The organism is Streptomyces sp. NPDC049887 (assembly GCF_040656535.1).
Lineage (GTDB): Bacteria > Actinomycetota > Actinomycetes > Streptomycetales > Streptomycetaceae > Streptomyces.
In genome coordinates, this window is record NZ_JBFAMM010000004.1 from 336,474 (window position 1) to 358,553 (window position 22,080).

Consider the following 22,080-nt stretch of genomic DNA (forward strand, 5'->3'; position numbering starts at 1 on the left):
TTTTTCGTTTCAGGCAATCGCAGGCAGAGACGATCGATGGAGCTTTAAGGATCATGAGCGAGACGAATTCCTCCCCCGTGGCCTCCGGCACGGGTGGGTCCCCCTCCGCGGAGGCGGCCGCACCCCACCGCTACACGGCGGCCATGGCCGCCGACATCGAGGCGCGCTGGCAGGACTTCTGGGACGCCGACGGCACGTACGAGGCTCCCAACCCGAGCGGTGACCTGGCCGGGGACGCCGACCTCGTGGCCCGCCCCAAGAAGTTCATCATGGACATGTTCCCGTACCCGTCCGGTGCGGGCCTGCACGTCGGCCACCCCCTGGGTTACATCGCCACCGACGTCTACGCCCGGCACCAGCGGATGACCGGGCACAACGTGCTGCACACCCTGGGCTTCGACGCGTTCGGCCTGCCCGCCGAGCAGTACGCCGTCCAGACGGGCACGCACCCGCGCGTGTCCACCGAGGCCAACATCGAGAACATGAAGATCCAGCTGCGCAGGCTGGGCCTGGGGCACGACAAGCGCCGGTCGTTCGCGACGATCGAACCGGACTACTACAAGTGGACCCAGTGGATCTTCCTGCAGATCTTCAACTCCTGGTACGACGAGGACGCCGGGAAGGCCCGCCCGATCGACGACCTGGTCGCCCAGTTCGAGAGCGGCGAGCGGGCCACCCCGTCCGGCCGTCCCTGGAGCGAGCTGAGCGCCGTCGGGCGCGCCGACGTCCTGGGCGGCTACCGCCTGGCGTACGCCTCGGACGCTCCGGTCAACTGGTGCCCCGGACTGGGCACCGTGCTGGCCAACGAGGAGGTCACCGCCGAGGGCCGCTCCGAGCGCGGCAACTTCCCGGTCTTCAAGGCCAACCTGCGCCAGTGGAACATGCGCATCACCGCCTACGCGGACCGGCTGCTGGACGACCTGGACGCGCTGGACTGGCCGGAGGCCATCAAGCTGCAGCAGCGCAACTGGATCGGCCGCAGCGAGGGCGCGCGCATCGACTTCACCGTCGACGGGCACGACGGCGCCCGCATCACGGTCTTCAGCACGCGCCCCGACACCCTGTTCGGCGCCACCTACATGGTGCTGGCGCCCGAGCACGACCTGATCGACTCGGTCCTGCCCGCCGAATGGCCCGATGAGGCCCGGGGCAAGGACGCCTGGACCGGCGGCGCGGCCACCCCGGCAGAGGCCGTGGCCGAGTACCGCAAGCAGGCCCAGACGAAGAGCGACGTCGAGCGCCAGACCGAGCACAAGGACAAGACCGGTGTCTTCACCGGCGCCTACGCCGTGAACCCGGTCACCGGCGCGCGTATCCCGGTCTTCGTGGCCGACTACGTGCTGATGGGCTACGGCACCGGCGCGATCATGGCCGTCCCCGGCCAGGACGAGCGCGACTGGGAGTTCGCCGAGGCGTTCGGCCTGCCCATCGTCCGCACCGTGCGGCCCCCGGAGGGCTGGGAGGGCGAGGCGTTCACCGGCCAGGGCCCGGCGATCAACTCCTCCAACGACGAGATCTCCCTGGACGGACTGGAGGTGACCGAGGCCAAGGCGAAGATCACCGACTGGCTGGTGGCCAAGGGCATCGGCGAGGCGACCGTCAACTTCCGCCTGCGTGACTGGCTGTTCAGCCGGCAGCGCTACTGGGGCGAGCCGTTCCCGATCGTCTACGACGAGGACGGTGTGGCCCACGCGCTGCCCGAGTCGATGCTGCCGCTGGAGCTGCCGGAGGTCGAGGACTACTCGCCGCGCACCTTCGACCCGGACGACGCCGACACCCAGCCCGAGACCCCGCTGTCCCGCAACGCGGAGTGGGTCGACGTCGAGCTGGATCTGGGCGACGGGGTCAAGCGGTACCGGCGCGAGACCAACACCATGCCGAACTGGGCCGGTTCGTGCTGGTACGAGCTGCGCTACCTGGATCCGCACAACGCCGACAAGCTGGTCGACCCGGCGATCGAGCAGTACTGGATGGGCCCCCGTGAGGGGCAGCCGCACGGCGGTGTGGACCTGTACGTGGGCGGCGCCGAGCACGCCGTGCTGCACCTGCTGTACGCCCGCTTCTGGTCCAAGGTCCTGTTCGACCTGGGTCACGTCTCGTCCGCCGAGCCGTTCCACAAGCTGTACAACCAGGGCATGATCCAGGCGTACGTCTACCGGGACGCCCGCGGCTTCCCGGTGCCCGCCGCCGAGGTCCGGGAGCACGACGGCGGGTTCGTCCACGGTGACGAGCCCGTCAGGCGCGAGCTGGGCAAGATGGGCAAGTCCCTGAAGAACGCGGTCACCCCGGACGAGATCGCCGCCGAGTACGGTGCCGACACCCTGCGCCTGTACGAGATGGCGATGGGTCCCCTGGACGTCTCCCGTCCCTGGGACACGCGTGCCGTCGTCGGCCAGTACCGGCTGCTGCAGCGCCTGTGGCGCAATGTCGTCGACGAGGCGACCGGTCAGGTGACCGTCGTGGACGCGGAGCCGGACGAGGCGACCCTGCGCGCCCTGCACAAGGCAATCGAGGGCGTCGGCCAGGACATGGAGGCGATGCGCTTCAACACCGCCATCGCCAAGATCACCGAGCTGAACAACCACCTGACCAAGACCGGCGGCCCTGTCGCCCGCTCGGTGGCGGAGCGCCTGGTGCTGCTGATCGCGCCGCTGGCCCCCCACATCGGCGAGGAGCTGTGGCGCAGGCTGGGCCACTCCGGCTCGGTCGTCCACGCGCCCTTCCCGGTGGCCGACCCCGCGTACGTCGTGGACGAGACGGTGACGTGCGTCGTGCAGGTCAAGGGCAAGGTCAAGGCCCGTCTGGAGGTCTCCCCGTCGATCGGTGACGCGGAACTGGAGGCGCTGGCCGTGGGCGACCCGGCGGTCGTGGCCGCCCTGGGGGGCGCGGGCATCCGCAAGGTGATCGTGCGGGCGCCGAAGCTGGTGAACATCGTCCCTGCGTGACCGGCCCGGTCCGAGCGCCGGGGCCGGCTGCCGGCCCCGGCCCTGATCTTTCCCCTACGGGCAGGTTGGGGGTTCCGCCGGAACCCTCGGCCTGCCCGTTCCGTTTACCGTGGGAGTACACACCGCATACGACTCGGAGGGGCGCCCATGGAAGCCGTCATCCTGATCCTGGCGCTGCTCTTCGTCGCCTTTGTGACACTCGGGGTGTACGTGGGCGTCAAGGCGATCGGTGCTGCCAAGCGCGGCGTGGACCGCACGATCAGCCAGGCGCGGCGCAGCGTCGAGGACACGACGCTGCGGGCGAAGAGCTTCGGGCAGGTCGGCGTTGCCGGCGAGCTGGCCCAGCTGAGGCTCCGGCTGCGCACGTCGATGCGGGCCACGCAGGACGCCCTGCAGGCGGGGGTGGCCGAGGACGCGTCGCTGCGGGAGTCGATCGGCCTCTTCGAGCGGCTCAGCGTGCACGGGCGGGAGCTGGACGACGAGCTGCGGCGCCTGGAGCGCGAGCCGGATCGTGCCAGGACCACGGAGCTGTTGCCGCAGCTGCGCGAACGGGTCGAGCGGATCACCCACTCCGCCGAGTCCCTGCGCTGGGCGGCGCGGGACCGGGCGCGGTCGTTCGCCGAGGACGACCTGGAGTCGCTGACCACCCAGATCGACGTGGAGGCGGGAGCCCTGCGCGACTGGTCGCGCGCCGAGCCGGTGTGGCCCGAGCCGGCCGAGGAGCCCACTCATCCGCAGTCGGCACAGGGGCCGCGGGCCTCGTCGGCGCGGCCTTCGGAGGCCGCGACGGGCCCGGAGCGGACGCCGGGCGAATCGGAGCCGGGGGCGGGCGCTCAGCAGCCCCGGGCGATCCCGCCACGGGACCCGCGGCTCGCGATGCGGTACTCGTGGGAGAAGTCCGCCCGTCCGGAGACCTCGAACTAGTTGCAGGAGTTCGCCGTTCGGAGACCTCGCACCAGGACACGGAGCGCGCCGTCCGGGGAGCGTGCCCGGTGGGCGCCGAGCGCTCCGCCGGACGGCCGGGCTGCCCCGGACGGAGGCTGTCCGCCGGACGGAGACGCGTGGTGGGGCGGGGTCGGGCTCCCGTGCGGCGGCCCCTGCGGGTAACCTCCCGCTCATGTCCTGCCATGTCGCGATCGTCACTGATTCCACGGCCTACCTGCCGCCGCAGACGATGGAGTCGCATGGCATCACAGCGGTGCCACTGACCGTTGTGCTGGGGAACCGGGCCCTCGAGGAGGGCACCGAGATCTCGGCCCGTTCCCTCGCCCAGGCCCTCCAGAAGCGCCGTGCCGTGACCACGTCCCGGCCGAGCCCGGAGACCTTCGCGGCCGCCTACCGGGCCACGGCGGAGGCCGGGGCGACCGGCATCGTCTCGCTCCATCTGTCCTCGGAGTTCTCCGGCACCTACGACGCGGCGGCGCTGGCCGCCCGGGAGGCACCCGTCCCGGTCCGTGTGGTCGACACCGGCATGGTGGCGATGGCGCTGGGATTCTGCGCCCTCGCCGCGGCCGAGGCGGTGGACGCCGGCGGCTCCCTCGACGAGGCGGTGGCAGCGGCCGAGAAGCGCGCCGCGGGCACGTCCGCGTTCTTCTACGTCGACACCCTCGACTATCTGCGCCGGGGCGGCCGCATCGGTACCGCCCAGGCGTTGTTCGGGTCCGCGCTCGCGGTGAAGCCGCTGCTGCAGCTGGAGGGCGGCCGCATCGAGCTCAGGGAGAAGGTGCGCACGGCCTCCAGGGCGATCGCCCGGCTGGAGGAGATCGCCGCCGAGCGCGCCGGTACGGGACCGGTGGATATCGCGGTGCACCATCTCGCCGCGCCGGAACGGGCGTCCGCGCTGGCGGAGCGGCTGCGGGAGCGGGTGCCGAACCTCGGGGAACTGCACGTCAGCGAGGTGGGCGCGGTGATCGGCGCGCACACCGGGCCCGGACTGCTGGGGGCGGTGGTCTCACAGAGGTGAGGACGCGGTGACGCGGCGGGCCCGTCCGCGTCGTGCGGTGGTGCGGGGCGCGGGTTCTGCCGTCGGCTGGTCGCCGGCCCGTACGGTCTCGTCACTTCGGAGAGTGAGCGAGTTTTCCACAAAGGCCCGGTTGTCCACCGGAATTGGTGCTGCTCAGCGCGATAGCGCGGAGATGCCTACCGTCGGATGGCATGAGTCACCGATCACGCTCTGCGACCAGCGGCCCGGGCCGTGGGCCTGCCTCGGACGGCCGTGTACGTCACCGGCGGCAGCGGCAGCGCACCGGGAGCCACCCGGTGCCGGCCCCGTCCGCCCCCTCGCCGGCGGACACGGCGCCGCCGACGGCGGCGCGGTTGCGCGCTCACGCCCTCTTCCGGATGTCCGGCGCACCCGGGACGGCGACCGGCCAACCCACGCGCACCTGGCCGCCCGCGGCTGCTGGGACACCGGCGCCTGACCGAGCGACGGCCGACCCCGAAAGCGGGCGGGACGCCGGTGCAGCGCCCGAGCCGGGCAGGGTCCGGTCCGGGCCGCCGCCCGGTTCGCGTGACCCCTCAGGAGCGGGCCGAGCGACCGCTGCCGGGCCGTCGCTGCCGGAGCGGGCACGGCTGGCCCTGGCGGAGCGGATGCCCTCGTGGGTGCGGCTGCGCTGCGGGCTGGAGCCGAAGGCACTGGCCGCTCTCGCGCTGGTCCTGGTCCTGGGGGTGGGCCTGGCCGTGCACCACTTCTGGTCCGGGCAGCCCGAGCCGGTGCGCGCGCCCGAACTGGTCGGGGAGGCCCCGCCCGCTCCGGAGGTGAATCGACCCGCGCCCTCGCCGGGCCCACCGCCCGCGCGGGAGCCCGCCGGGCGCATCGTGGTCGATGTGAGCGGCAAGGTTCGGCGGCCGGGCGTCCTCCGCCTCCCGGTGGGGTCCCGGGTCGCCGACGCGCTGCTTGCGGCGGGCGGGGTGAAGGCGGGCACCGACCTCACCGGCCTCAACCGGGCGCGGGTGCTCATGGACGGCGAGCAGGTGGTCGTGGGCGTCCCGCAACCTCCGGGGCCGCAGGGGCCGCCGGGCGGCGCTGCCCCGGGCGCGGGACCACTGAGCCTCAACACCGCCACGGTGGAGCAGCTCGACACCCTGCCTGGTGTGGGCCCGGTACTCGCCCGGCACATCCTCGACTACCGCACCGAGCACGGCGGCTTCCGCTCCGTCGACGAACTCCGCGAGGTGACGGGGATCGGCGACCGCCGGTTCGCGGATCTGGAACCGCTGGTGCGGCCGTGACCCGGGCGCCCGCGGATCCCCCCGAGTCCTGGCCGGAGGCGGCCCAACCCCGTGAGGAACGCCCGGCCGATCTGCGTCTGGTGCTGCCCGCGCTGGCCGCCTGGGGCGCGGCGACCCTCGCTCTGACGACGCGGCCGCCCTGGCCGGGAGTGACGGTGCTCGTCTGTGTCGCCCTGGCGGGCACGTTCCTGCTGTCGCTCACCGTCCGGGCGGTACGCCGGCGTTCCTGGCAGGGGGCCGGCAACAGGGTCGCTGCCGCCGCCGTGCTGCTGTGCACCGCCGCTGGTACGGCCGCCGGCGCACTGCGCGGCGCGGATCTGTACCGGGGGCCGGTACCCGACGCGGCCCGGCAAAACCGCCCGATCACCGCCGAGTTGACCGTCACCACCGATCCGCGCAGGACACGGCCGCGGACCTGGGGTGATCCGGCGTCACAGACCGCCGTCCTCCTGGAGGGACAGGTCGTCAGGGTCACGACACCGGAGGGGGAGTCCATCACGACCAGGGCGCCGGTCCTGGTGATCGTCCGGCCCGGCGAGGCCGCCCGCCCATGGTTGGGACTGCTGCCGTCGACCAGGGTCACCCTCACCGCCCGTGCCGAGCCACCGGCGGAGGGAGAGGGCCGGTTCGCGGCCGTGCTGAAGGTGCGAGGCACGGGGCCGCCCCGCATCACGGGGCCGCCCACTCCGGCGCAGCGCACGGCGGGGGACCTGCGCGCGGGGCTGCGGAGGGCGACCGAAGAGCTACGACCGGACGCACGCGCACTGCTGCCGGGGCTCGTCGTCGGGGACACCTCCCGCATCGGCACCGAACTGCACGAGGCGTTCAAGGCGACTGATCTGACGCATCTGCTGGCTGTGTCCGGCAGCAATCTGGCGATCGTCCTGTTCCTGCTCATCGGCCCACCGAGCCGCGCCCTGAGAGCGGAACGAGGCGGTCTGGCACCCCGGTTGGGCATCTCACTGCGCGCCACAGCACTGTCCGGCGGCGCGCTCACCCTCGGTTTCGTCGTCGTGTGCCGGCCGGAACCGAGCGTGTTGCGTGCCGCGGCCTGCGGGGCGATCACCTTGCTGGCCGTGGGCACCGGCCGGCGCAGATCCCTGCTCCCGGCGCTGGCAGCGGCCGTGTTGCTGCTGGTGCTCTGGGACCCCTGGTCGGCCCGCACCTACGGGTTCCTGCTCTCGGTGCTGGCGACGGGCTCCCTGCTCACCATCGCCCCGCGCTGGAGCGCGACGCTGCGCCGGCGGGGGGTACCGGGACGAATCGCGGAGGCTCTCGCCGCGGCCGCGGCGGCGCAGGCGGTGTGCGCGCCGGTCGTGGTCGTGTTCGCCGAGCGGATCAGCCTGGTGGCGATTCCGTGCAATCTCCTCGCCGAGCCCGCGGTGGCGCCCGCCACGGTGCTGGGGTTCGCGGTGCTTGCCGCGGCACCCGTCTCGGCAACGGCCGCGGAGGTGCTTGCGCGCTGCGCCGGCTGGCCGGCCGGGTGGATCGCCGGAGTCGCCCGCACCGGGGCCGGCCTGCCCGGGGCGCAGGCGGAGTGGCCCGGCGGCTGGTGGGGCGCTCTACTGCTGGCCGCCGCCACCGCCGCGGGGGTGCTGTTGGTCCGTGCCCTGGCCCGGCGCCCCTGGCCGGCCGTGGGATGCGCCCTGCTGCTCGTACTCGCCGTGCTGCGGCCGCCCCCGCTGACCAGGATCGTCACCGGCTGGCCGCCGCCGCGCTGGTCGTTCGCCATGTGCGACGTCGGGCAGGGCGACGCCACCGTGCTCGCCGCGGGCGAGGGTTCGGCCGTCGTCGTGGACGCCGGGCCGGACCCGGCGCTCACGGACCGGTGCCTGCAAGAACTGGGAGTCAGAAGCGTGCCGCTGCTGCTGCTCACCCACTTCCACGCCGACCATGTGGCGGGGCTGCCCGGCGCGCTGCGGGGCAGGACCGTCGGTGCGATTCAGACGACGTCCCTCGAAGAACCGCGTGACCAGGCCGAGTTCGTGCGCCGGACCGCGACAGCCGCGGGAGTTCCGTTGATCCGGCCCGGGCGGGGGGAGCGACGGCGTGCGGGAGGGCTGACCTGGCAGGTGCTGTGGCCTGCCCCCGGCTCCGCACCGGGCCTCGGCGCGAAGCCGCTGGAGCCGAACGACGCGAGTGTCACCCTGCTCGTGCGCACGGACAGCGGTGTGTCGCTGCTGCTTCTCGGGGATCTCGAACCTCCGGCGCAGCGAGGGCTGATACGGGCCCACCCGGCCCTGCCACGCGTCGACGTCCTCAAGGTCGCCCACCACGGCTCGGCGTACCAGCACCCCGCCCTGCTCGCCGCTGCCCGGCCGAGGCTGGCGTTGATCTCCTGTGGCCGGGACAACCCGTACGGGCATCCGTCGCCCCGGACCGTCTCCGCACTGCGGTCGCAGGGCGCGCTGGTGATACGCACAGACACGGAGGGTTCGATCGCCGTCACGGGCTCCGGCCGGGGTCTGCGTGGCGTGGCCCGCGGCGCCAGGGCGCCGTGAGCGCCTCACCGCGGACCGGCAGGTGCGCAGCACGGTGCGCCGTCCCGGAGGGTCCCGGCTGTGCGGTCGGTCAGTCCGGCCATGGGCCCGCACCGACCAGGCGCCTGCCCGGGCCCGCCTCGGGGCGGGCCGGTCCGGTCCTTGGTGGTGGGGTCCGGCCTTCGACTGGTTCGGTTCGGGGGCGGGTCCAGCAGGTCGGATCCAGCGGGTCGGCTCGGTCCGGCCCTGGCCGGGTACCGCCCTCGGCCGATCCGGGCGGCCCCGTCCGGTGAGGCTGTTCCCGTCAGTCCAGCCAGCGGCCCTCGCGCATCAGCAGCTGTCCCCGGTCCCACAGGAACCACAGGGGCACGAGGGTGGGCACGCCGTCCGCCGATGCCGTGGCCACCCAGGCGTCGCGGTCGCCTGCCAGCCGGTCGAGGGCGTCCGTTCTGCGCTGTGCCCGGCTCCGCGCCGGTTCGGGGTTCGTCACGGCCCGGAACGTACGCGGCGGGCCACTTGCGGTGCGTCGGGCCGGGGACCGATCTGCCTCAGCCCCGCGTCCTAGGACCCCTGGCGCATGGCGGGGCGGCCCGCAGTCGGCACAGACTGCTTGCATGGACACCCCATCACAGCCCTTGCCGACAGAGACCGCCGACGCATATCTCCGCCGTATCGGGGCCGAGCGTCCCTACCGGGCGGACGGGGAGGCCCTGCGCGAGTTGCAGCAGCGGCATCTGCGCTCCGTACCGTTCGAGAACCTCTCGATCCACCTGGGGGAGGACGTGGTTCTGGAGGACAAGCCGCTGCTGGACAAGGTCGTCGGGGCGCGCAGGGGCGGGTTCTGCTACGAACTCAACGGCGCGTTCGCCGCGTTGCTGCGCAGCCTCGGCTTCGGTGTCACCCTGTTCCAGGCCCGGGTCTTCACGGGGGACGGGCAGCTCGGCATCCCGTACGACCACCTCGCCCTGCGGGTGGAGACCGTCGACGGCAGCGGGCCCTGGCTCGCCGACGTGGGCTTCGGCGATCACTGCCACTACCCGCTCCTGCTCGACGAACGGGGCGACCAGAGCGATCCGGCCGGCACCTTCCGCATCGCCGAGGCGCCGGACGGCGACCTGGACGTGCTGCGGGACGGGGAGCCGCAGTTGCGGCTCGAGCCGCGGCCGCGGGAACTGGAGGATTTCGAGGCCGGTGCCTGGTACCACCGCACCTCGCCCGCCTCCCACTTCACCCAGAAGCTCGTCTGCTCCCGGCTCACGGACGACGGCCGGATCACCCTGTCCGGACGCAAACTCGTCACCACGGCGCACGGGCAGCGCGAGGAGCGGCAACTCGGTGACGACGCAGAGATCCTGGCCGCGTACCGGGAGCACTTCGGGCTTGAGCTGGACCGGGTGCCGGAGATCCGGAAACCCCGTACGAGGGACACGGCACAATGTGACGGTGAGTGATGTGAGACATGTGCTCGTCCTGCCCGACCGCGACGCCGCCGAAGAGGTCATAGAGGCGATCGGGGACCACTTCGGCGTGGACGACGAACCCCAGTTGGTGCGGGACGCCCTGGCGGGGGAGGACGACGCCGAGGACGCACAGTGGCTGGTGGTCGTCGAGGACCCGGAAGGCCGCCTGAGCCCCGTGGAACTGGACGACTTCGTGGCCGACTGGGACGGCTGGAGGGAGGAGCCCTGATCCCGCCCTACGGGCGTCCCTTCGGCCGGAGGTGGGCAAGCGGGTGCCTGAACCCGCACCCGAGTCGCTGAACGCACCCGAGTCGCTGAACGCACCTGAGTCGCTGAACCCCACCGGTCCCTTCTGACCCCGGCGAACCCTGAGACCTTCCGGTCCTTCCCGGGCCGTTCCTGCCCCCTGTGTTTCCTGCGCTCCCTGTGTTTCCTCCGGCCCCTCCGCTGCCCTCGGACCTTCCAGTTCCTCCGGCCCCTGCGGCCCTTCCGCCTCTCCGCGCCGATCCGTGTGCACGGGCTTGCGCGCCCCGCCGCCTCCGGGCCGCAGGGCAGGCAGCGGTGTCGGTGGCCCGTGGGATGCTGGACCACGATGGCCACCAGGAAGAACACGAACGACGACCCCCTCGCCCCCGTCACGATCGCGGTGGGCCAGGAGGATCTGCTGCTGGACCGCGCCGTGCAGCAGGTGGTGGCGGCAGCCCGGGCCGCCGACGCCGACACGGACGTCCGCGATCTCGCCCCCGACCAGCTCCAGCCCGGCACGCTCGCCGAACTGACGAGTCCCTCGCTCTTCGCCGAGCGCAAGGTCGTCGTCGTGCGGAACGCACAGGATCTGTCCGCCGACACGATCAAGGACGTCAAGGCCTATCTCGCCACACCGGTCGAGGAGATCACGCTCGTCCTGCTGCATGCGGGCGGCGCCAAGGGGAAGGGCCTGCTGGACGCGGCACGCAAGGCCGGCGCGCGTGAGGTGGCGTGTCCCAGGACGACCAAGCCCGCTGAGCGACTGACGTTCGTGCGCTCCGAGTTCCGCACACTGGGGCGGTCGGCGACCCCCGAGGCGTGCCAGGCGCTCGTCGACGCCATCGGCAGCGATCTCAGGGAGCTGGCGAGCGCGGTCTCGCAACTGGTCGCGGATGTCGAGGGCACGATCGACGAGGCCGTCGTCGGCCGCTACTACACCGGGCGCGCGGAGGCCTCCAGCTTCACCGTCGCCGACCGTGCGGTCGAGGGCCGTGCGGCCGAGGCCCTGGAGGCGCTGCGCTGGTCGCTCTCGACCGGCGTCGCACCGGTCCTGATCACCAGCGCGCTGGCCCAGGGGGTGCGGGCGATCGGCAAGCTCTCGTCGGCGCGCGGCGGCCGACCCGCCGATCTCGCGCGCGAGCTGGGCATGCCGCCCTGGAAGATCGACCGGGTCCGCCAGCAGATGCGCGGCTGGACCCCCGACGGCGTGGCCCTCGCCCTGCGCGCCGTCGCCGAGGCTGACGCGGGAGTGAAGGGCGGCGGCGACGACCCGGAGTACGCGCTGGAGAAGGCGGTGGTCACGGTCGCCCGTGCGGCCCGCCTGCGCCGCTGACCTGCCTGGCGCCGGTTTGCGTCCGCCGCTCCCGTCCGCCGGCCTGCGCCGTCGAACGCCTCGCGGTCGCTGCCCCGTGCCCCGCCGCGGCCCCGTTCCGCGCCCCTGCCCTTGCCCAAGAACTCGCGAGCCGCGCTCCTCGGACCTGGCCTCGCCGGCTCCGGCCCCGTCCGCCACTGTGCGGCACCGCTGACGGTGTCGTAGGTTCCGCGGCCACACCTTCGCGGCCTGGACCCAGCTCACCCCCGCCCGAACCTCACCCAGCCCCCCACCCTCGGGCAGCGGGCTCGGCTCGCCTCAGCAGGGGGACGGCCCAGGCATCAGGCATGCCGGTGAGCCGGTGAGCCGGTGAGCCAGTGAGACCGTGAACCCGTGTGGCGATGTGCGACGTGGGACGGGCGGGGCGGTGCCGTGGCTCCCGGGCCGGACACCGGATAAGACTCCCGATGCGCGGGGTCGGGGAGCGAGGGTCTGCCCTCCGCCGGACCCGTCGCCGCTCTCCTCAGTGCTTCGGAGCCCGCCACTCGGGCGCCAGGACGGCCCAGAGCTGCTTGTCGTAGCGCACGCCCTCGTAAGGCCATGCCTCCCGGCGCACGCCCTCCAGAGTCATACCGAGCCGCTTGGCCACAGCCGAGCTGCGGTCGTTGTCCGCGCGGCAGTGCCACTCGGCCCGGTGCAGCCCCCGGGACACGAAGGCCCAGTCCAGCAACGCGCCGCACGCCCGGGTGACCAGACCGTGGCCCTCGGCCGACGGCTCGAGCCAGCAACCGATCTCGCACGAGCCGCGGGCGGCGTGGAACTCGGTGAACATCACGCCGCCGACCAGTACCCCGTCCCGCCGGATGCCGTAGAGACGGGCACCGTCGTCCGCCTGACGTTCGGCGTAGCGCTTGAGCGTGGCCCGCGCCCCGTCGACGTCGTCGGTGACGAACGACGCCCCGACCCACGGACGAATGTGCTCGCGAGCCCGGTCCAGATGGTCGGCGAACTCCTCGGCATGCCGGATCTCCAGCGGACCGAGGCGGACACCGTCTCGCAGCGGCAGCGAGAACATGAGAGGCCTCCCCATTCACACAACAAGCGTTATGGGAACGTACCGTGGCGGCATGCCACGTACCAAGGGAGATCATGAGGGCCGCCGACGCGACGTCTCCGCGGCGGTCTGGCAGGTCATGTCCGCGCGTGGCTTCGCCGGCCTGACGCTGCGCGCCGTCGCGGCCGAACTCGGTGCGACGACCGGCCTGGTCACGCACTACTTCCCCACCAAGCAGGCCCTGGTGGAGTACGCCCTGGACCTGCTCGAACAGCGCACCCTCTCCCGCCCTCGCCGTCAGTCGGGCAAGGGGTCGGCAGCCTTCAGGGACGCGCTGCTGGACATCCTGCCGTTGACCCCGGAGGCCGTCGACGGCAATCGGATCTGGGTCTGTTCCTGGGACGCCGCGCTCTCCGACCCCGGCCTCAGCGCCGACTACGCCCGCAAGTACGCCCAGGGCCGGGACAGGTTGACGGAGCGGGTGGCCGCGGCTCAGGAACTCGGTGAACTGTCACCCGGCAGCCCCGCGCGCATCGCGGCCGGTGCTCAGTCCTTCGTCCTCGGTCTGGTGGTCCAGGCTCTGCTCGATCCGGCGGGGTTTCCCCCGCAGCGGCAGGTCGAGCTTCTGGACGACTACCTGGCCGGCCTGAGCATGCGCCCCGACGCGCCAGGCACGGCTGGTTCGACGGCAACGGCATGGGCGGCGACCCCCTCGACGCCGACGGCAACATCGACAGCGGCGACCCCGTCGGCGGCTCGGCGCGATGCCGGTGCAGCCCCACTGAGTGACGGGCGGTCGGCGGGCTGACCGGTCGTCGTCACCCCAAGCCGAAAACCCCGCCCTCCCGATCTGGGGAAGAACGGGGAGGCGGGGTCCTCGGGTCCGGCCGGAGCCGGGAAGCCGGTGGATTCGCACCCGCGTGGCGAACGCAGGCCGCGTGCGAATCCGGGGTGCCGGTCCGGGGACGGATGAGAGAGGGCCCGTCTGGTCCGGTCCGGCGATCAAGTCGTCCGGCGGGTCACCCCGAGGGGGTCGCTGCCGGAGGTCCCGGGGTCATCCCCGGGGCGGGAGCTCAGCCCTGGAGGGAGGCAACCTTGGACGCCAGCGCCGACTTCTTGTTGGCGGCGGCGTTCTTGTGGATGACACCCTTCGAGACGGCCTTGTCGAGCTTGCGGGACGCCTCACGAGCGGCCACGGTGGCCTTCTCGACGTCGCCGGCGGCGACAGCCTCGCGGGCCTTGCGGATCGCGGTCTTGAGCGAGGACTTGACGGCCTTGTTGCGCAGGCGCGCCTTCTCGTTCGTCTTGTTCCGCTTGATCTGGGACTTGATGTTCGCCACGAAAGAGCCTTTTCAGGATTGATGATCTTTGAAGGCGTGTCCCGCACCCATGACCTTCGGGGGACGGCCCTTCCGAGGACACGACTCTTCGGAGCGCATGACCCTTCCGGGCACGGGAGGTGCCTCCGGAGAGGACACACGAGACACAGCTGGCCAGACTACCAGAGCCTCTCCGACCGGCCCAAACCGAGCGAAGCCCCGCAGCCGTGGGAGCATGGAGGCTGCGTATCGATCCGACATCGACCCGAGACGAGCGCTCGGCGCTCAAGAATCAGGACCCTGCGTGCCCGCGACCCCTACCAATGTGCCCGAGCCGAGCCGTACCGACCCGGCGCTGATCCGCAACTTCTGCATCATCGCGCACATCGACCACGGCAAGTCCACCCTTGCCGACCGGATGCTCCAGCTGACCGGCGTGGTCGAGCAGCGGCAGATGCGCGCCCAGTACCTCGACCGCATGGACATCGAGCGTGAGCGCGGTATCACGATCAAGTCCCAGGCCGTGCGTCTGCCCTGGGCGCCCACCACGGGTGAGGGGCAGAGCCGGACCCACATCCTCAACATGATCGACACCCCGGGCCATGTCGACTTCACCTACGAGGTCTCCCGTTCGCTCGCCGCGTGCGAGGGCACGGTCCTCCTGGTGGACGCGGCCCAGGGCATCGAGGCGCAGACCCTCGCCAACCTCTACCTGGCGATGGAGAACGACCTCACCATCGTCCCGGTGCTCAACAAGATCGACCTGCCGGCCGCACAGCCCGAGAAGTTCTCCGAGGAGCTGGCCAACCTCATCGGCTGCGACCCCTCGGACGTCCTGAAGGTGTCGGCCAAGACGGGCCTGGGTGTGGAGGCGCTGCTGGACCGGGTGGTGAAGGACGTGCCGGCCCCGGTCGGCGTCAAGGACGCCCCCGCCCGCGCGATGATCTTCGACTCGGTCTACGACTCCTACCGCGGCGTCGTGACCTACGTACGCGTCGTCGACGGTCAGCTCAACAAGCGCGAGCGCATCCGGATGATGTCCACCGGCGCGACCCACGAACTGCTGGAGATCGGCACCAACTCCCCGGAGATGCTGGCGGCCGACGGCCTCGGCGTCGGCGAGGTCGGCTATCTCATCACGGGTGTGAAGGACGTCCGTCAGTCGAAGGTGGGTGACACGATCACCCAGCAGACCAAGGGCGCCACGGAGCCGCTCGGCGGCTACAAGGACCCGAAGCCGATGGTGTTCTCCGGCCTGTACCCCCTCGACGGCTCGGACTACCCCGAGCTGCGCGACGCGCTCGACAAGCTGCAGCTCAACGACGCCGCGCTGGTCTACGAGCCGGAGACGAGCGCCGCCCTGGGCTTCGGCTTCCGCGTCGGTTTCCTCGGACTGCTCCACCTCGACGTGATCCGGGAGCGCCTTGAGCGCGAGTTCGGCCTCGACCTGATCGCGACCGCCCCGAACGTGGTCTACCGGGTGGTCATGGAGGACGGCACCGAGCACACCGTCACCAACCCCAGCGAGTTCCCCGAGGGCAAGATCGCCGAAGTGTACGAGCCGGTCGTGCGCGCGACGATCCTCGCGCCGAGCGAGTTCATCGGCTCGATCATGGAGCTCTGCCAGAACCGCCGCGGTGTGCTCCTCGGCATGGACTACCTCTCCGAGGACCGGGTCGAGATCCGCTACACCCTGCCCCTCGCCGAGATCGTCTTCGACTTCTTCGACCAGCTGAAGTCCAAGACCCGCGGCTACGCCTCGCTCGACTACGAGCCCACCGGCGAGCAGGGCGCCCAGCTGGTGAAGGTCGACATCCTCCTCCACGGCGACAAGGTCGACGCCTTCTCGGCGATCACCCACAAGGACCAGGCCTACGCGTACGGCGTGCGGCTCGTCGCCAAGCTGAAGGAGCTCATCCCCCGGCAGGCCTTCGAGGTGCCCGTCCAGGCGGCCATCGGCTCCCGGGTGATCGCCCGCGAGACGATCCGGGCCATCCGCAAGGACGTGCTGGCCAAGTGCTACGGCGGTGACATCTCCCGTAAGCGGAAGCTGCTGGAGAAGCAGAAGGAGGGCAAGAAGCGGATGAAGATGGTCGGCTCGGTGGAGGTGCCGCAGGAGGCGTTCATCGCCGTGCTGTCCAGTGACGACTCCGCGGGCGGCAAGGCGAAGAAGTAGTCCGGAGGGTCACGCGAACGCACCAGTCGTCCCCGTTCGCCTGCCGCGTCCCACAGGCCCGTGCGCTTCCGGTGCACGGGCCTGTTCGTTATCAAGCGGCAGCCCGCGGCCCCTTACGTGGCGCAGCGTGGCGCTCTACCCTGATCAGGCCCCGATGGTTACTCGCGAGTTAAACAACTGTGACCAGTCGGGCAATCAGCCAGTCATGCAGCAATGCCGCAGCAGGCCCGGAGGATGTCGTGAGCGACACACAGAACCTGATCGAGAACCGACCGCCCTCCGTGGCGACGCTCTTCGTCCAGCGCGTGGCGGCCACTCCCGACGCGGAGGCCTACCGCTACCCCGTCCCCGCGGCCTCCGGGCAGGGGCCCGACGACTGGAAGTCGCTGAGCTGGCAGGAGGCCGCCGAGCGGGTCTACGCCATCGCGGCCGGACTGGTCGAACTGGGTGTGCGTGCCGAGGAGCGGGTGGCTCTCGCCTCCTCCACCAGGGTCGAGTGGATCCTCGCGGACCTCGGCATCCTCTGCGCGGGCGCCGCCACGACGACGGTGTACCCGCAGACCAACGCGGAGGAGTCCGCGTACATCCTGGCCGACTCCGAGAGCAGGGTGCTGATCGCCGAGGACGCCGCGCAGGTGGCCAAGGCGCGTGAGCGGCGCGCCGAGCTGCCGCATCTGAAGCACGTGATCGTGATCGACGAGGCGGGCGCCCAGCCGGCCGAGGGCGACCCCGACGGCTGGGTCCTCTCGCTCTCCGCCCTCGAGGCGCGCGGTGCCGAGTACCTCACCAAGAACCCCGCCGCGGTCAAGGAACGGGTGGAGGCGATCACCTCCGACCAGCTCGCCACCCTCATCTACACCTCGGGCACCACGGGCCGCCCCAAGGGCGTCCGGCTGCCGCACGACAACTGGTCCTACATGGCCAAGGCGATCGCCTCGACGGGTCTGGTCACCCAGGAGGACGTCCAGTACCTGTGGCTGCCGCTCGCGCACGTCTTCGGCAAGGTGCTGACCTCCGGCCAGATCGAGGTCGGGCACGTCACGGCCGTAGACGGCCGGGTCGACAAGATCATCGAAAACCTTCCGGTGGTCCAGCCGACGTACATGGCGGCCGTGCCCCGCATCTTCGAGAAGGTCTACAACGGCGTGGCCGCCAAGGCGCGGGCCGGCGGCGCGGCCAAGTACAAGATCTTCCAGTGGGCCGCCGGTGTCGCGCGCGCCTACGCCAAGGAGTCCCAGGACAACTACCGCCGCACCGGCACCGCCTCCGCCTCCTTCGGCCTCACCGCGAAGCACAAGGTCGCCGACGCGCTCGTCTACTCCAAGCTCCGCGAGGCCTTCGGCGGACGACTGCGCGCCGCCGTCTCCGGATCCGCCGCCCTCTCGCCCGAGATCGGCTTCTTCTTCGCCGGCGCCGGCATCCACATCCTGGAGGGCTACGGCCTCACGGAGTCCAGCGCCGCCTCCTTCGTGAACCCCGGCGAGGCGTACCGCACCGGCACCGTCGGCAAGCCGCTGCCCGGCTGCGAGGTGCGCATCGCGGACGACGGCGAGATCCTGCTGCGCGGTCCCGGCATCATGGAGGGCTACCACGGGCTGCCCGAGAAGACCGCCGAGGTCCTGGAGTCCGACGGCTGGTTCCACACCGGCGACATCGGCGAACTCTCCCCCGACGGCTACCTCAAGATCACGGACCGCAAGAAGGACCTGATCAAGACCTCCGGCGGCAAGTACATCGCGCCGGCCGAGGTCGAGGGCCAGTTCAAGGCGGTGTGCCCGTTCGTCTCGAACATCCTGGTGCACGGAGCCGACCGCAACTACTGCACGGCGCTCATCGCGCTCGACGAGGCCGCCATCCTCGGCTGGGCCGAGGAGAACGGCCTCGAGGGCAAGTCGTACGCGGAGGTCGTCGCCGCACCGCAGACCGAGCGACTCGTCGACGGCTATGTGCAGCGGCTCAACGGAACGCTCCAGCGCTGGCAGACCATCAAGAAGTTCCGCCTGCTGCCGCGCGACCTCGACATCGAGCACGGCGAGCTGACGCCGAGCCTGAAGCTGAAGCGCCCGGTGGTCGAGCGCGAGTACAAGGACCTGATCGAGGGCATGTACGAGGGCGCCCGCGAGGCGTGACACCACCGCTCGGCGGCCCGTCGCCCGGCACCGCGCCGCGCGACGGGCCGCCGAGCCGTTCCGCGGCCTCCGTAACGGCCCGACGGCCCGCACACCGCCGGCTCGCGGCCGCGCCGGGCCCCTCCGGTCCACCGCATGTTCGCGACCGCTTCCGCTCCCCGCTCCCCCGAACAGTCCCACTTCGGTGACTCCGCGCTTATGGGCGCGCCCGGTCTGTCACGCTGTCCGTGTCGTCACTGCCCGTCGGGCGGTGCGGCGGAAAGGCAGAGGGCACAGACCGGGCAGCCAGACAGACCGGACAGGAGTCGCCGCGTGGGGTCCGTTCCGATGCAGCAGGAGACCACTCACCGTTCGGTGCGGATGCTCCCGCGGCGTGGCGACGTACGCCTGGTGGCCCGCACCAGCCTGCCCGGGAACCCCCTCGCCGCGTCCGCCGCCCGCCGCTTCGTCCGGGCCGCGCTGGCCGACTGGACCGGACTCGGTACGGTCACCCCGCGCGGTACGGACCGGCTCGCCGACGACGCCGTACTGGTCGTCAGCGAGCTCGCCACCAACGCCCTCGTCCACGCGGGAACCGGAGTCGAGGTGCTCGCCCGGCTCGACCCGGCCACCGACGACGACCCGGCGGCCCTGGTGATCGAGGTCTCCGACCACCACCCGGCGCGGGCGGTGCGCGGCGACGGCCACGAGCAGGAGGGCGCGGACCCGGGGGAACCGGAACACGGGCGAGGGCTCCATCTCGTCGCCACGCTCGCCGCGTCCTGGGGGATCACCTACCGACCGGGCCTCAAGACGGTCTGGGCGCGGCTTCCGCTCGACGGCTTCGACGGTGCGGCCCCGCCTCAGGGTGTCGAGGCCCCCCGGCAGCGCGGGGTCCGGGCGGCCGAGATCCTGGCCCCCTCCCCGCGCGGAGGTGTCCGCGACGACCGCGAGTGGGTCGGCCGCGGCGCGCTCTCCTTCCTCGCCGAGGCGTCCGACCTGCTCGCCGGGCAGCTCGATCAGGACATGGTCGCCGCCCTCGCCGGACAGCTGCTGGTGCCCAGGCTCGCCGACTGGTGCGCGGTCTGGCTGGACGGCGAGACGGGCCCGGCGCCCCGGCCCGCCCGGGTCTGGCACGCGGACGAGTCCGCCATCGAGGGCCTGCGGGAGGCACTGGCCGGCGACCCGCCCCGGTTACCGGTCGAGCCGCGAGGGGCCGCCGTACCGGTTTCCGTCGCCTGGCCGCCCGGCGGCGCGGGCAGCGCGGTCGCGTTCCGGCTGACCGTCGGCGCCCGGCCGCTCGGCACCCTGCTGCTCGGCCGTGAGGCGGCACCGGGCGTCCCCGACGAGGCCGTCGCGCTGCTGGAGGACTTCGCCCGCCGCGTCGGCCTCGCGATCGGCGCGGCCCGCCAGTACAGCCGGCAGGCCACGATCAGCCGGGTCCTGCAGCGCGGTCTCCTGCCCGCCCAGGTCGCCCGCATCCCCGGGGTCGACAGCTCCCTGGTGTACGAGCCGAGCGACGAGGGACTGGCCGGGGGCGACTTCTACGACATCTTCCCGGCGGGCAGCGGCGGGCGCTGGTGCTTCATGCTCGGCGACGTCCAGGGCAGCGGGCCGGAGGCCGCCGTCGTGACCGGCCTCGCCCGGCCCTGGCTGCGGCTGCTCGCCCGTGAGGGCTACCAGGTCGCCGGCGTCCTCGACCGGCTGAACGGCCTGCTCCTCGACGACGCGCTGGAGGCGGCCGAGGCGGCGGCGCTGATGGCGGCCGGTCCTGCGGTGGCCGGTCCTGCGGTGGCCGGTCCTGCGGTGGCCGGTACGGCCGGTGCCGGCTCCGGCACCGGCCACGAGGGTCCCCAGTCCCGGTTTTTGTCACTGCTCTACGGCGAGCTGACACCGTTGCCGGAGGGCGGGGTCCGCTGTGCCCTCGCCTGCGCCGGCCACCCTCTTCCCCTGCTGCTGCGCCCCGACGGCACCGTCCGCCCCGCCGCCGCGTCGCAGCTCCTCCTCGGTGTCGTCGAGGACGTCGCGTACGAGAGCCAGACCTTCGAGCTCATGCCCGGCGACACCCTGCTGTGCGTCACCGACGGGGTCACGGAACGACGGTCCGGACAGCGGATGTTCGACGACTCGGACGGGCTCGCCCAGGCGCTCGCCGGCTGCACCGGCCTCACCGCGGAGGGAGTGGCGGACCGGATACGCCGGGCGGTGCACGAGTTCGCGGAGGCCCCGCCCGACGACGACCTCGCGCTGCTGGTGCTCCAGGCGCGTTGATCCCCGGCCCGGTGACCTCCGTCGGTTGATCTCCGGTCGGTTGACCTTCGGCCCGTTGACCTCCCGGCCCGTTGACCTCCCGGCCCGCGGCCACAGCCGGGCATCGCCGGCCGCGGCCGGGCCACCGCGCGCGTACCGGACAATGGGATGCATGCCTTCCGCACTGCCTGATGGTGAGCCCATGCCCGTCGACGGGGCGCTGCCCCCGCATGCCCTCGCGGGCGCGGCCGGCCGGCCCCTCGGGTTCTACCTGCACGTCCCGTACTGCGCCACGCGCTGCGGCTACTGCGACTTCAACACGTACACGGCGAGCGAGCTGCGCGGCACCGGCGGCGTCCTGGCCTCCCGCGACAACTACGCGGACACGCTCGCCGAGGAGATCCGGCTCGCCCGCAAGGTCCTCGGCGACGACCCGAGGCAGGTCAGGACCGTGTTCGTGGGCGGCGGGACCCCCACGCTGCTGCCCGCCGCCGACCTCGTCCGGATGCTGGGCGTCGTCCGCGAGGAGTTCGGCCTCGCCGACGACGCGGAGATCACCACGGAAGCCAACCCGGAGTCCGTCGACCCGACCTACCTGGCGGAGCTGCGCGCCGGCGGCTTCAACCGGGTGTCCTTCGGCATGCAGAGCGCCCGGAGGCACGTGCTGGAGGTGCTCGACCGCACCCACACGCCCGGCCGGCCCGAGGTCTGTGTCGCGGAGGCCCGGGCGGCCGGCTTCGAGCACGTGAACCTCGACCTCATCTACGGCACGCCCGGCGAGAGCGACGACGACTGGCGCGCCTCCCTCGACGCGGCCATCGGCGCGGGCCCCGACCATGTGAGCGCGTACGCCCTGATCGTGGAGGAGGGCACCCGGCTGGCCCGCCGGATCCGGCGGGGCGAGGTGCCGATGACGGACGACGACGTCCACGCCGACCGCTATCTGATCGCCGACGAGGTGCTGGCCGGCGCCGGGTACGAGTGGTACGAGGTCTCCAACTGGGCCGGCTCGGAGTCCGGCCGCTGTCTGCACAACGAGCTGTACTGGCGCGGTGCCGACTGGTGGGGGGCGGGTCCGGGTGCGCACAGCCACGTCGGCGGGGTGCGGTGGTGGAACGTCAAGCACCCCGGCGCGTACGCGGCGGCACTGGCGGAGGGCCGTTCGCCGGGTGCCGGGCGCGAGATCCTGCCGGGCGAGGACCGGCGGGTGGAGCGGGTGCTCCTCGAACTGCGGCTGCGCGAGGGCTGCCCGCTGGACCTGCTGCGGCCGCCGGGCCTCACGGCCGCACGCCGGGCCCTGGAGGACGGCCTGCTGGAGCCGGGGCCGTACGAGGCGGGCCGGGCGGTGCTCACGCTCCGCGGCCGGCTCCTGGCGGACGCGGTGGTCCGGGACCTGGTGGACTGACCGGCCCCGGCGTACGTCACGGCCCTGGGGCGTGCCCCGGCCCGGCCCGGCTCCCGGCCTGTGTCCCGGCCCGGCCCGGCTCCCGGCATGTGTC

The 22,080-nt window shown here is 72.5% G+C and carries 14 protein-coding genes and 2 pseudogenes; 13 read left to right on the forward strand and 3 right to left on the reverse strand.

The genetic code is table 11. From position 1 onward, the window contains the following. The first annotated feature begins 53 nt into the window (after window positions 1-53). The 5 genes from leuS (at window position 54) to AB0J10_RS07520 (ending at window position 8,677) form a co-directional block, all read left to right on the forward strand. A complete protein-coding gene (gene leuS, locus AB0J10_RS07500) occupies window positions 54-2,945 on the forward strand; it encodes a leucine--tRNA ligase (RefSeq protein ID WP_363058775.1) in 2,892 nt (963 codons plus the stop codon). 147 nt (window positions 2,946-3,092) lie between these two features. After that, complete coding sequence (locus AB0J10_RS07505) at window positions 3,093-3,869, forward strand: hypothetical protein (RefSeq protein ID WP_363058777.1); 777 nt, start codon at window positions 3,093-3,095, stop codon at window positions 3,867-3,869. Window positions 3,870-4,062: 193 nt separating this feature from the next. Then, window positions 4,063-4,908 (forward strand): DegV family protein, encoded by an 846-nt coding sequence (locus tag AB0J10_RS07510; protein WP_363058779.1) that lies wholly within the window; start codon window positions 4,063-4,065, stop codon window positions 4,906-4,908. Window positions 4,909-5,534: 626 nt separating this feature from the next. Beyond that, complete coding sequence (locus AB0J10_RS07515) at window positions 5,535-6,176, forward strand: ComEA family DNA-binding protein (protein ID WP_363058781.1); 642 nt, start codon at window positions 5,535-5,537, stop codon at window positions 6,174-6,176. Continuing rightward, entirely contained in the window at window positions 6,173-8,677 is a 2,505-nt protein-coding gene (locus AB0J10_RS07520; protein ID WP_363058783.1) for a ComEC/Rec2 family competence protein, read from the forward strand. Before AB0J10_RS07515 ends, AB0J10_RS07520 begins: the two co-directional genes overlap by 4 nt. Before the next feature lie 307 nt (window positions 8,678-8,984). On the opposite strand, the pseudogene AB0J10_RS07525 reads toward AB0J10_RS07520, so the two are convergent. Then, window positions 8,985-9,146, reverse strand: a pseudogene (locus tag AB0J10_RS07525) (pyridoxamine 5'-phosphate oxidase); the annotation flags it as partial. Between the two features lie 124 nt (window positions 9,147-9,270). On the opposite strand from AB0J10_RS07525, the gene AB0J10_RS07530 reads away from it, so the two are divergent. The 3 genes from AB0J10_RS07530 to holA all read left to right on the forward strand — a co-directional run bounded on the left by AB0J10_RS07530 (window position 9,271) and on the right by holA (window position 11,695). Beyond that, window positions 9,271-10,107, forward strand: a complete 837-nt coding sequence (locus AB0J10_RS07530; RefSeq protein WP_363058785.1) for an arylamine N-acetyltransferase — start codon at window positions 9,271-9,273, stop codon at window positions 10,105-10,107. Next, entirely contained in the window at window positions 10,100-10,345 is a 246-nt protein-coding gene (locus tag AB0J10_RS07535) for a hypothetical protein (RefSeq protein ID WP_283296363.1), read from the forward strand. Before AB0J10_RS07530 ends, AB0J10_RS07535 begins: the two co-directional genes overlap by 8 nt. 363 nt (window positions 10,346-10,708) lie before the next feature. Further along, window positions 10,709-11,695 (forward strand): DNA polymerase III subunit delta, encoded by a 987-nt coding sequence (gene holA, locus AB0J10_RS07540; protein ID WP_363058788.1) that lies wholly within the window; start codon window positions 10,709-10,711, stop codon window positions 11,693-11,695. A gap of 502 nt (window positions 11,696-12,197) precedes the next feature. Here holA and AB0J10_RS07545 read toward each other — a convergent pair. Continuing rightward, window positions 12,198-12,749 carry a GNAT family protein gene (locus AB0J10_RS07545; protein WP_363058790.1) on the reverse strand — a complete coding sequence of 184 codons (552 nt, stop codon included), beginning with the start codon at window positions 12,747-12,749 and terminating at the stop codon, window positions 12,198-12,200. A gap of 31 nt (window positions 12,750-12,780) precedes the next feature. Here AB0J10_RS07545 and AB0J10_RS07550 point away from each other — a divergent pair. Further along, window positions 12,781-13,380 (forward strand): annotated as a pseudogene (locus AB0J10_RS07550) (TetR/AcrR family transcriptional regulator); the annotation flags it as partial. Window positions 13,381-13,801: 421 nt separating this feature from the next. Here AB0J10_RS07550 and rpsT read toward each other — a convergent pair. Further along, on the reverse strand, window positions 13,802-14,068 hold the full coding sequence (gene rpsT / locus AB0J10_RS07555; RefSeq protein WP_017944951.1) for a 30S ribosomal protein S20: 267 nt from the start codon (window positions 14,066-14,068) through the stop codon (window positions 13,802-13,804). Window positions 14,069-14,351: 283 nt separating this feature from the next. On the opposite strand from rpsT, the gene lepA reads away from it, so the two are divergent. From lepA to hemW, 4 genes are all read left to right on the forward strand, one after another. Next, window positions 14,352-16,223 (forward strand): translation elongation factor 4, encoded by a 1,872-nt coding sequence (lepA, locus tag AB0J10_RS07560; RefSeq protein ID WP_363058793.1) that lies wholly within the window; start codon window positions 14,352-14,354, stop codon window positions 16,221-16,223. A gap of 239 nt (window positions 16,224-16,462) precedes the next feature. Then, window positions 16,463-18,352, forward strand: coding sequence for an AMP-binding protein (locus tag AB0J10_RS07565; protein ID WP_363058795.1), 1,890 nt, complete (start codon window positions 16,463-16,465; stop codon window positions 18,350-18,352). Window positions 18,353-18,679: 327 nt separating this feature from the next. After that, window positions 18,680-20,602: a SpoIIE family protein phosphatase gene (locus tag AB0J10_RS07570; RefSeq protein WP_363058897.1), complete on the forward strand. Its 1,923-nt coding sequence runs from the start codon at window positions 18,680-18,682 to the stop codon at window positions 20,600-20,602. Window positions 20,603-20,753: 151 nt separating this feature from the next. Then, window positions 20,754-21,986 carry a radical SAM family heme chaperone HemW gene (gene hemW / locus AB0J10_RS07575; RefSeq protein WP_363058797.1) on the forward strand — a complete coding sequence of 411 codons (1,233 nt, stop codon included), beginning with the start codon at window positions 20,754-20,756 and terminating at the stop codon, window positions 21,984-21,986. The last annotated feature ends 94 nt before the right edge of the window (window positions 21,987-22,080 follow it).

Coding starts and splice junctions, on each gene's coding strand:
- AB0J10_RS07570 (WP_363058897.1), top strand. CDS start 18,680: ATGCAGCAGGAGACCACTCACCGTTCGGTGCGGATGCTCCCGCGGCGT.
- AB0J10_RS07515 (WP_363058781.1), top strand. CDS start 5,535: ATGCCCTCGTGGGTGCGGCTGCGCTGCGGGCTGGAGCCGAAGGCACTG.
- hemW (WP_363058797.1), top strand. CDS start 20,754: ATGCCTTCCGCACTGCCTGATGGTGAGCCCATGCCCGTCGACGGGGCG.
- AB0J10_RS07530 (WP_363058785.1), top strand. CDS start 9,271: ATGGACACCCCATCACAGCCCTTGCCGACAGAGACCGCCGACGCATAT.
- AB0J10_RS07505 (WP_363058777.1), top strand. CDS start 3,093: ATGGAAGCCGTCATCCTGATCCTGGCGCTGCTCTTCGTCGCCTTTGTG.
- holA (WP_363058788.1), top strand. CDS start 10,709: ATGGCCACCAGGAAGAACACGAACGACGACCCCCTCGCCCCCGTCACG.
- AB0J10_RS07545 (WP_363058790.1), bottom strand. CDS start 12,749: ATGTTCTCGCTGCCGCTGCGAGACGGTGTCCGCCTCGGTCCGCTGGAG.
- AB0J10_RS07510 (WP_363058779.1), top strand. CDS start 4,063: ATGTCCTGCCATGTCGCGATCGTCACTGATTCCACGGCCTACCTGCCG.
- leuS (WP_363058775.1), top strand. CDS start 54: ATGAGCGAGACGAATTCCTCCCCCGTGGCCTCCGGCACGGGTGGGTCC.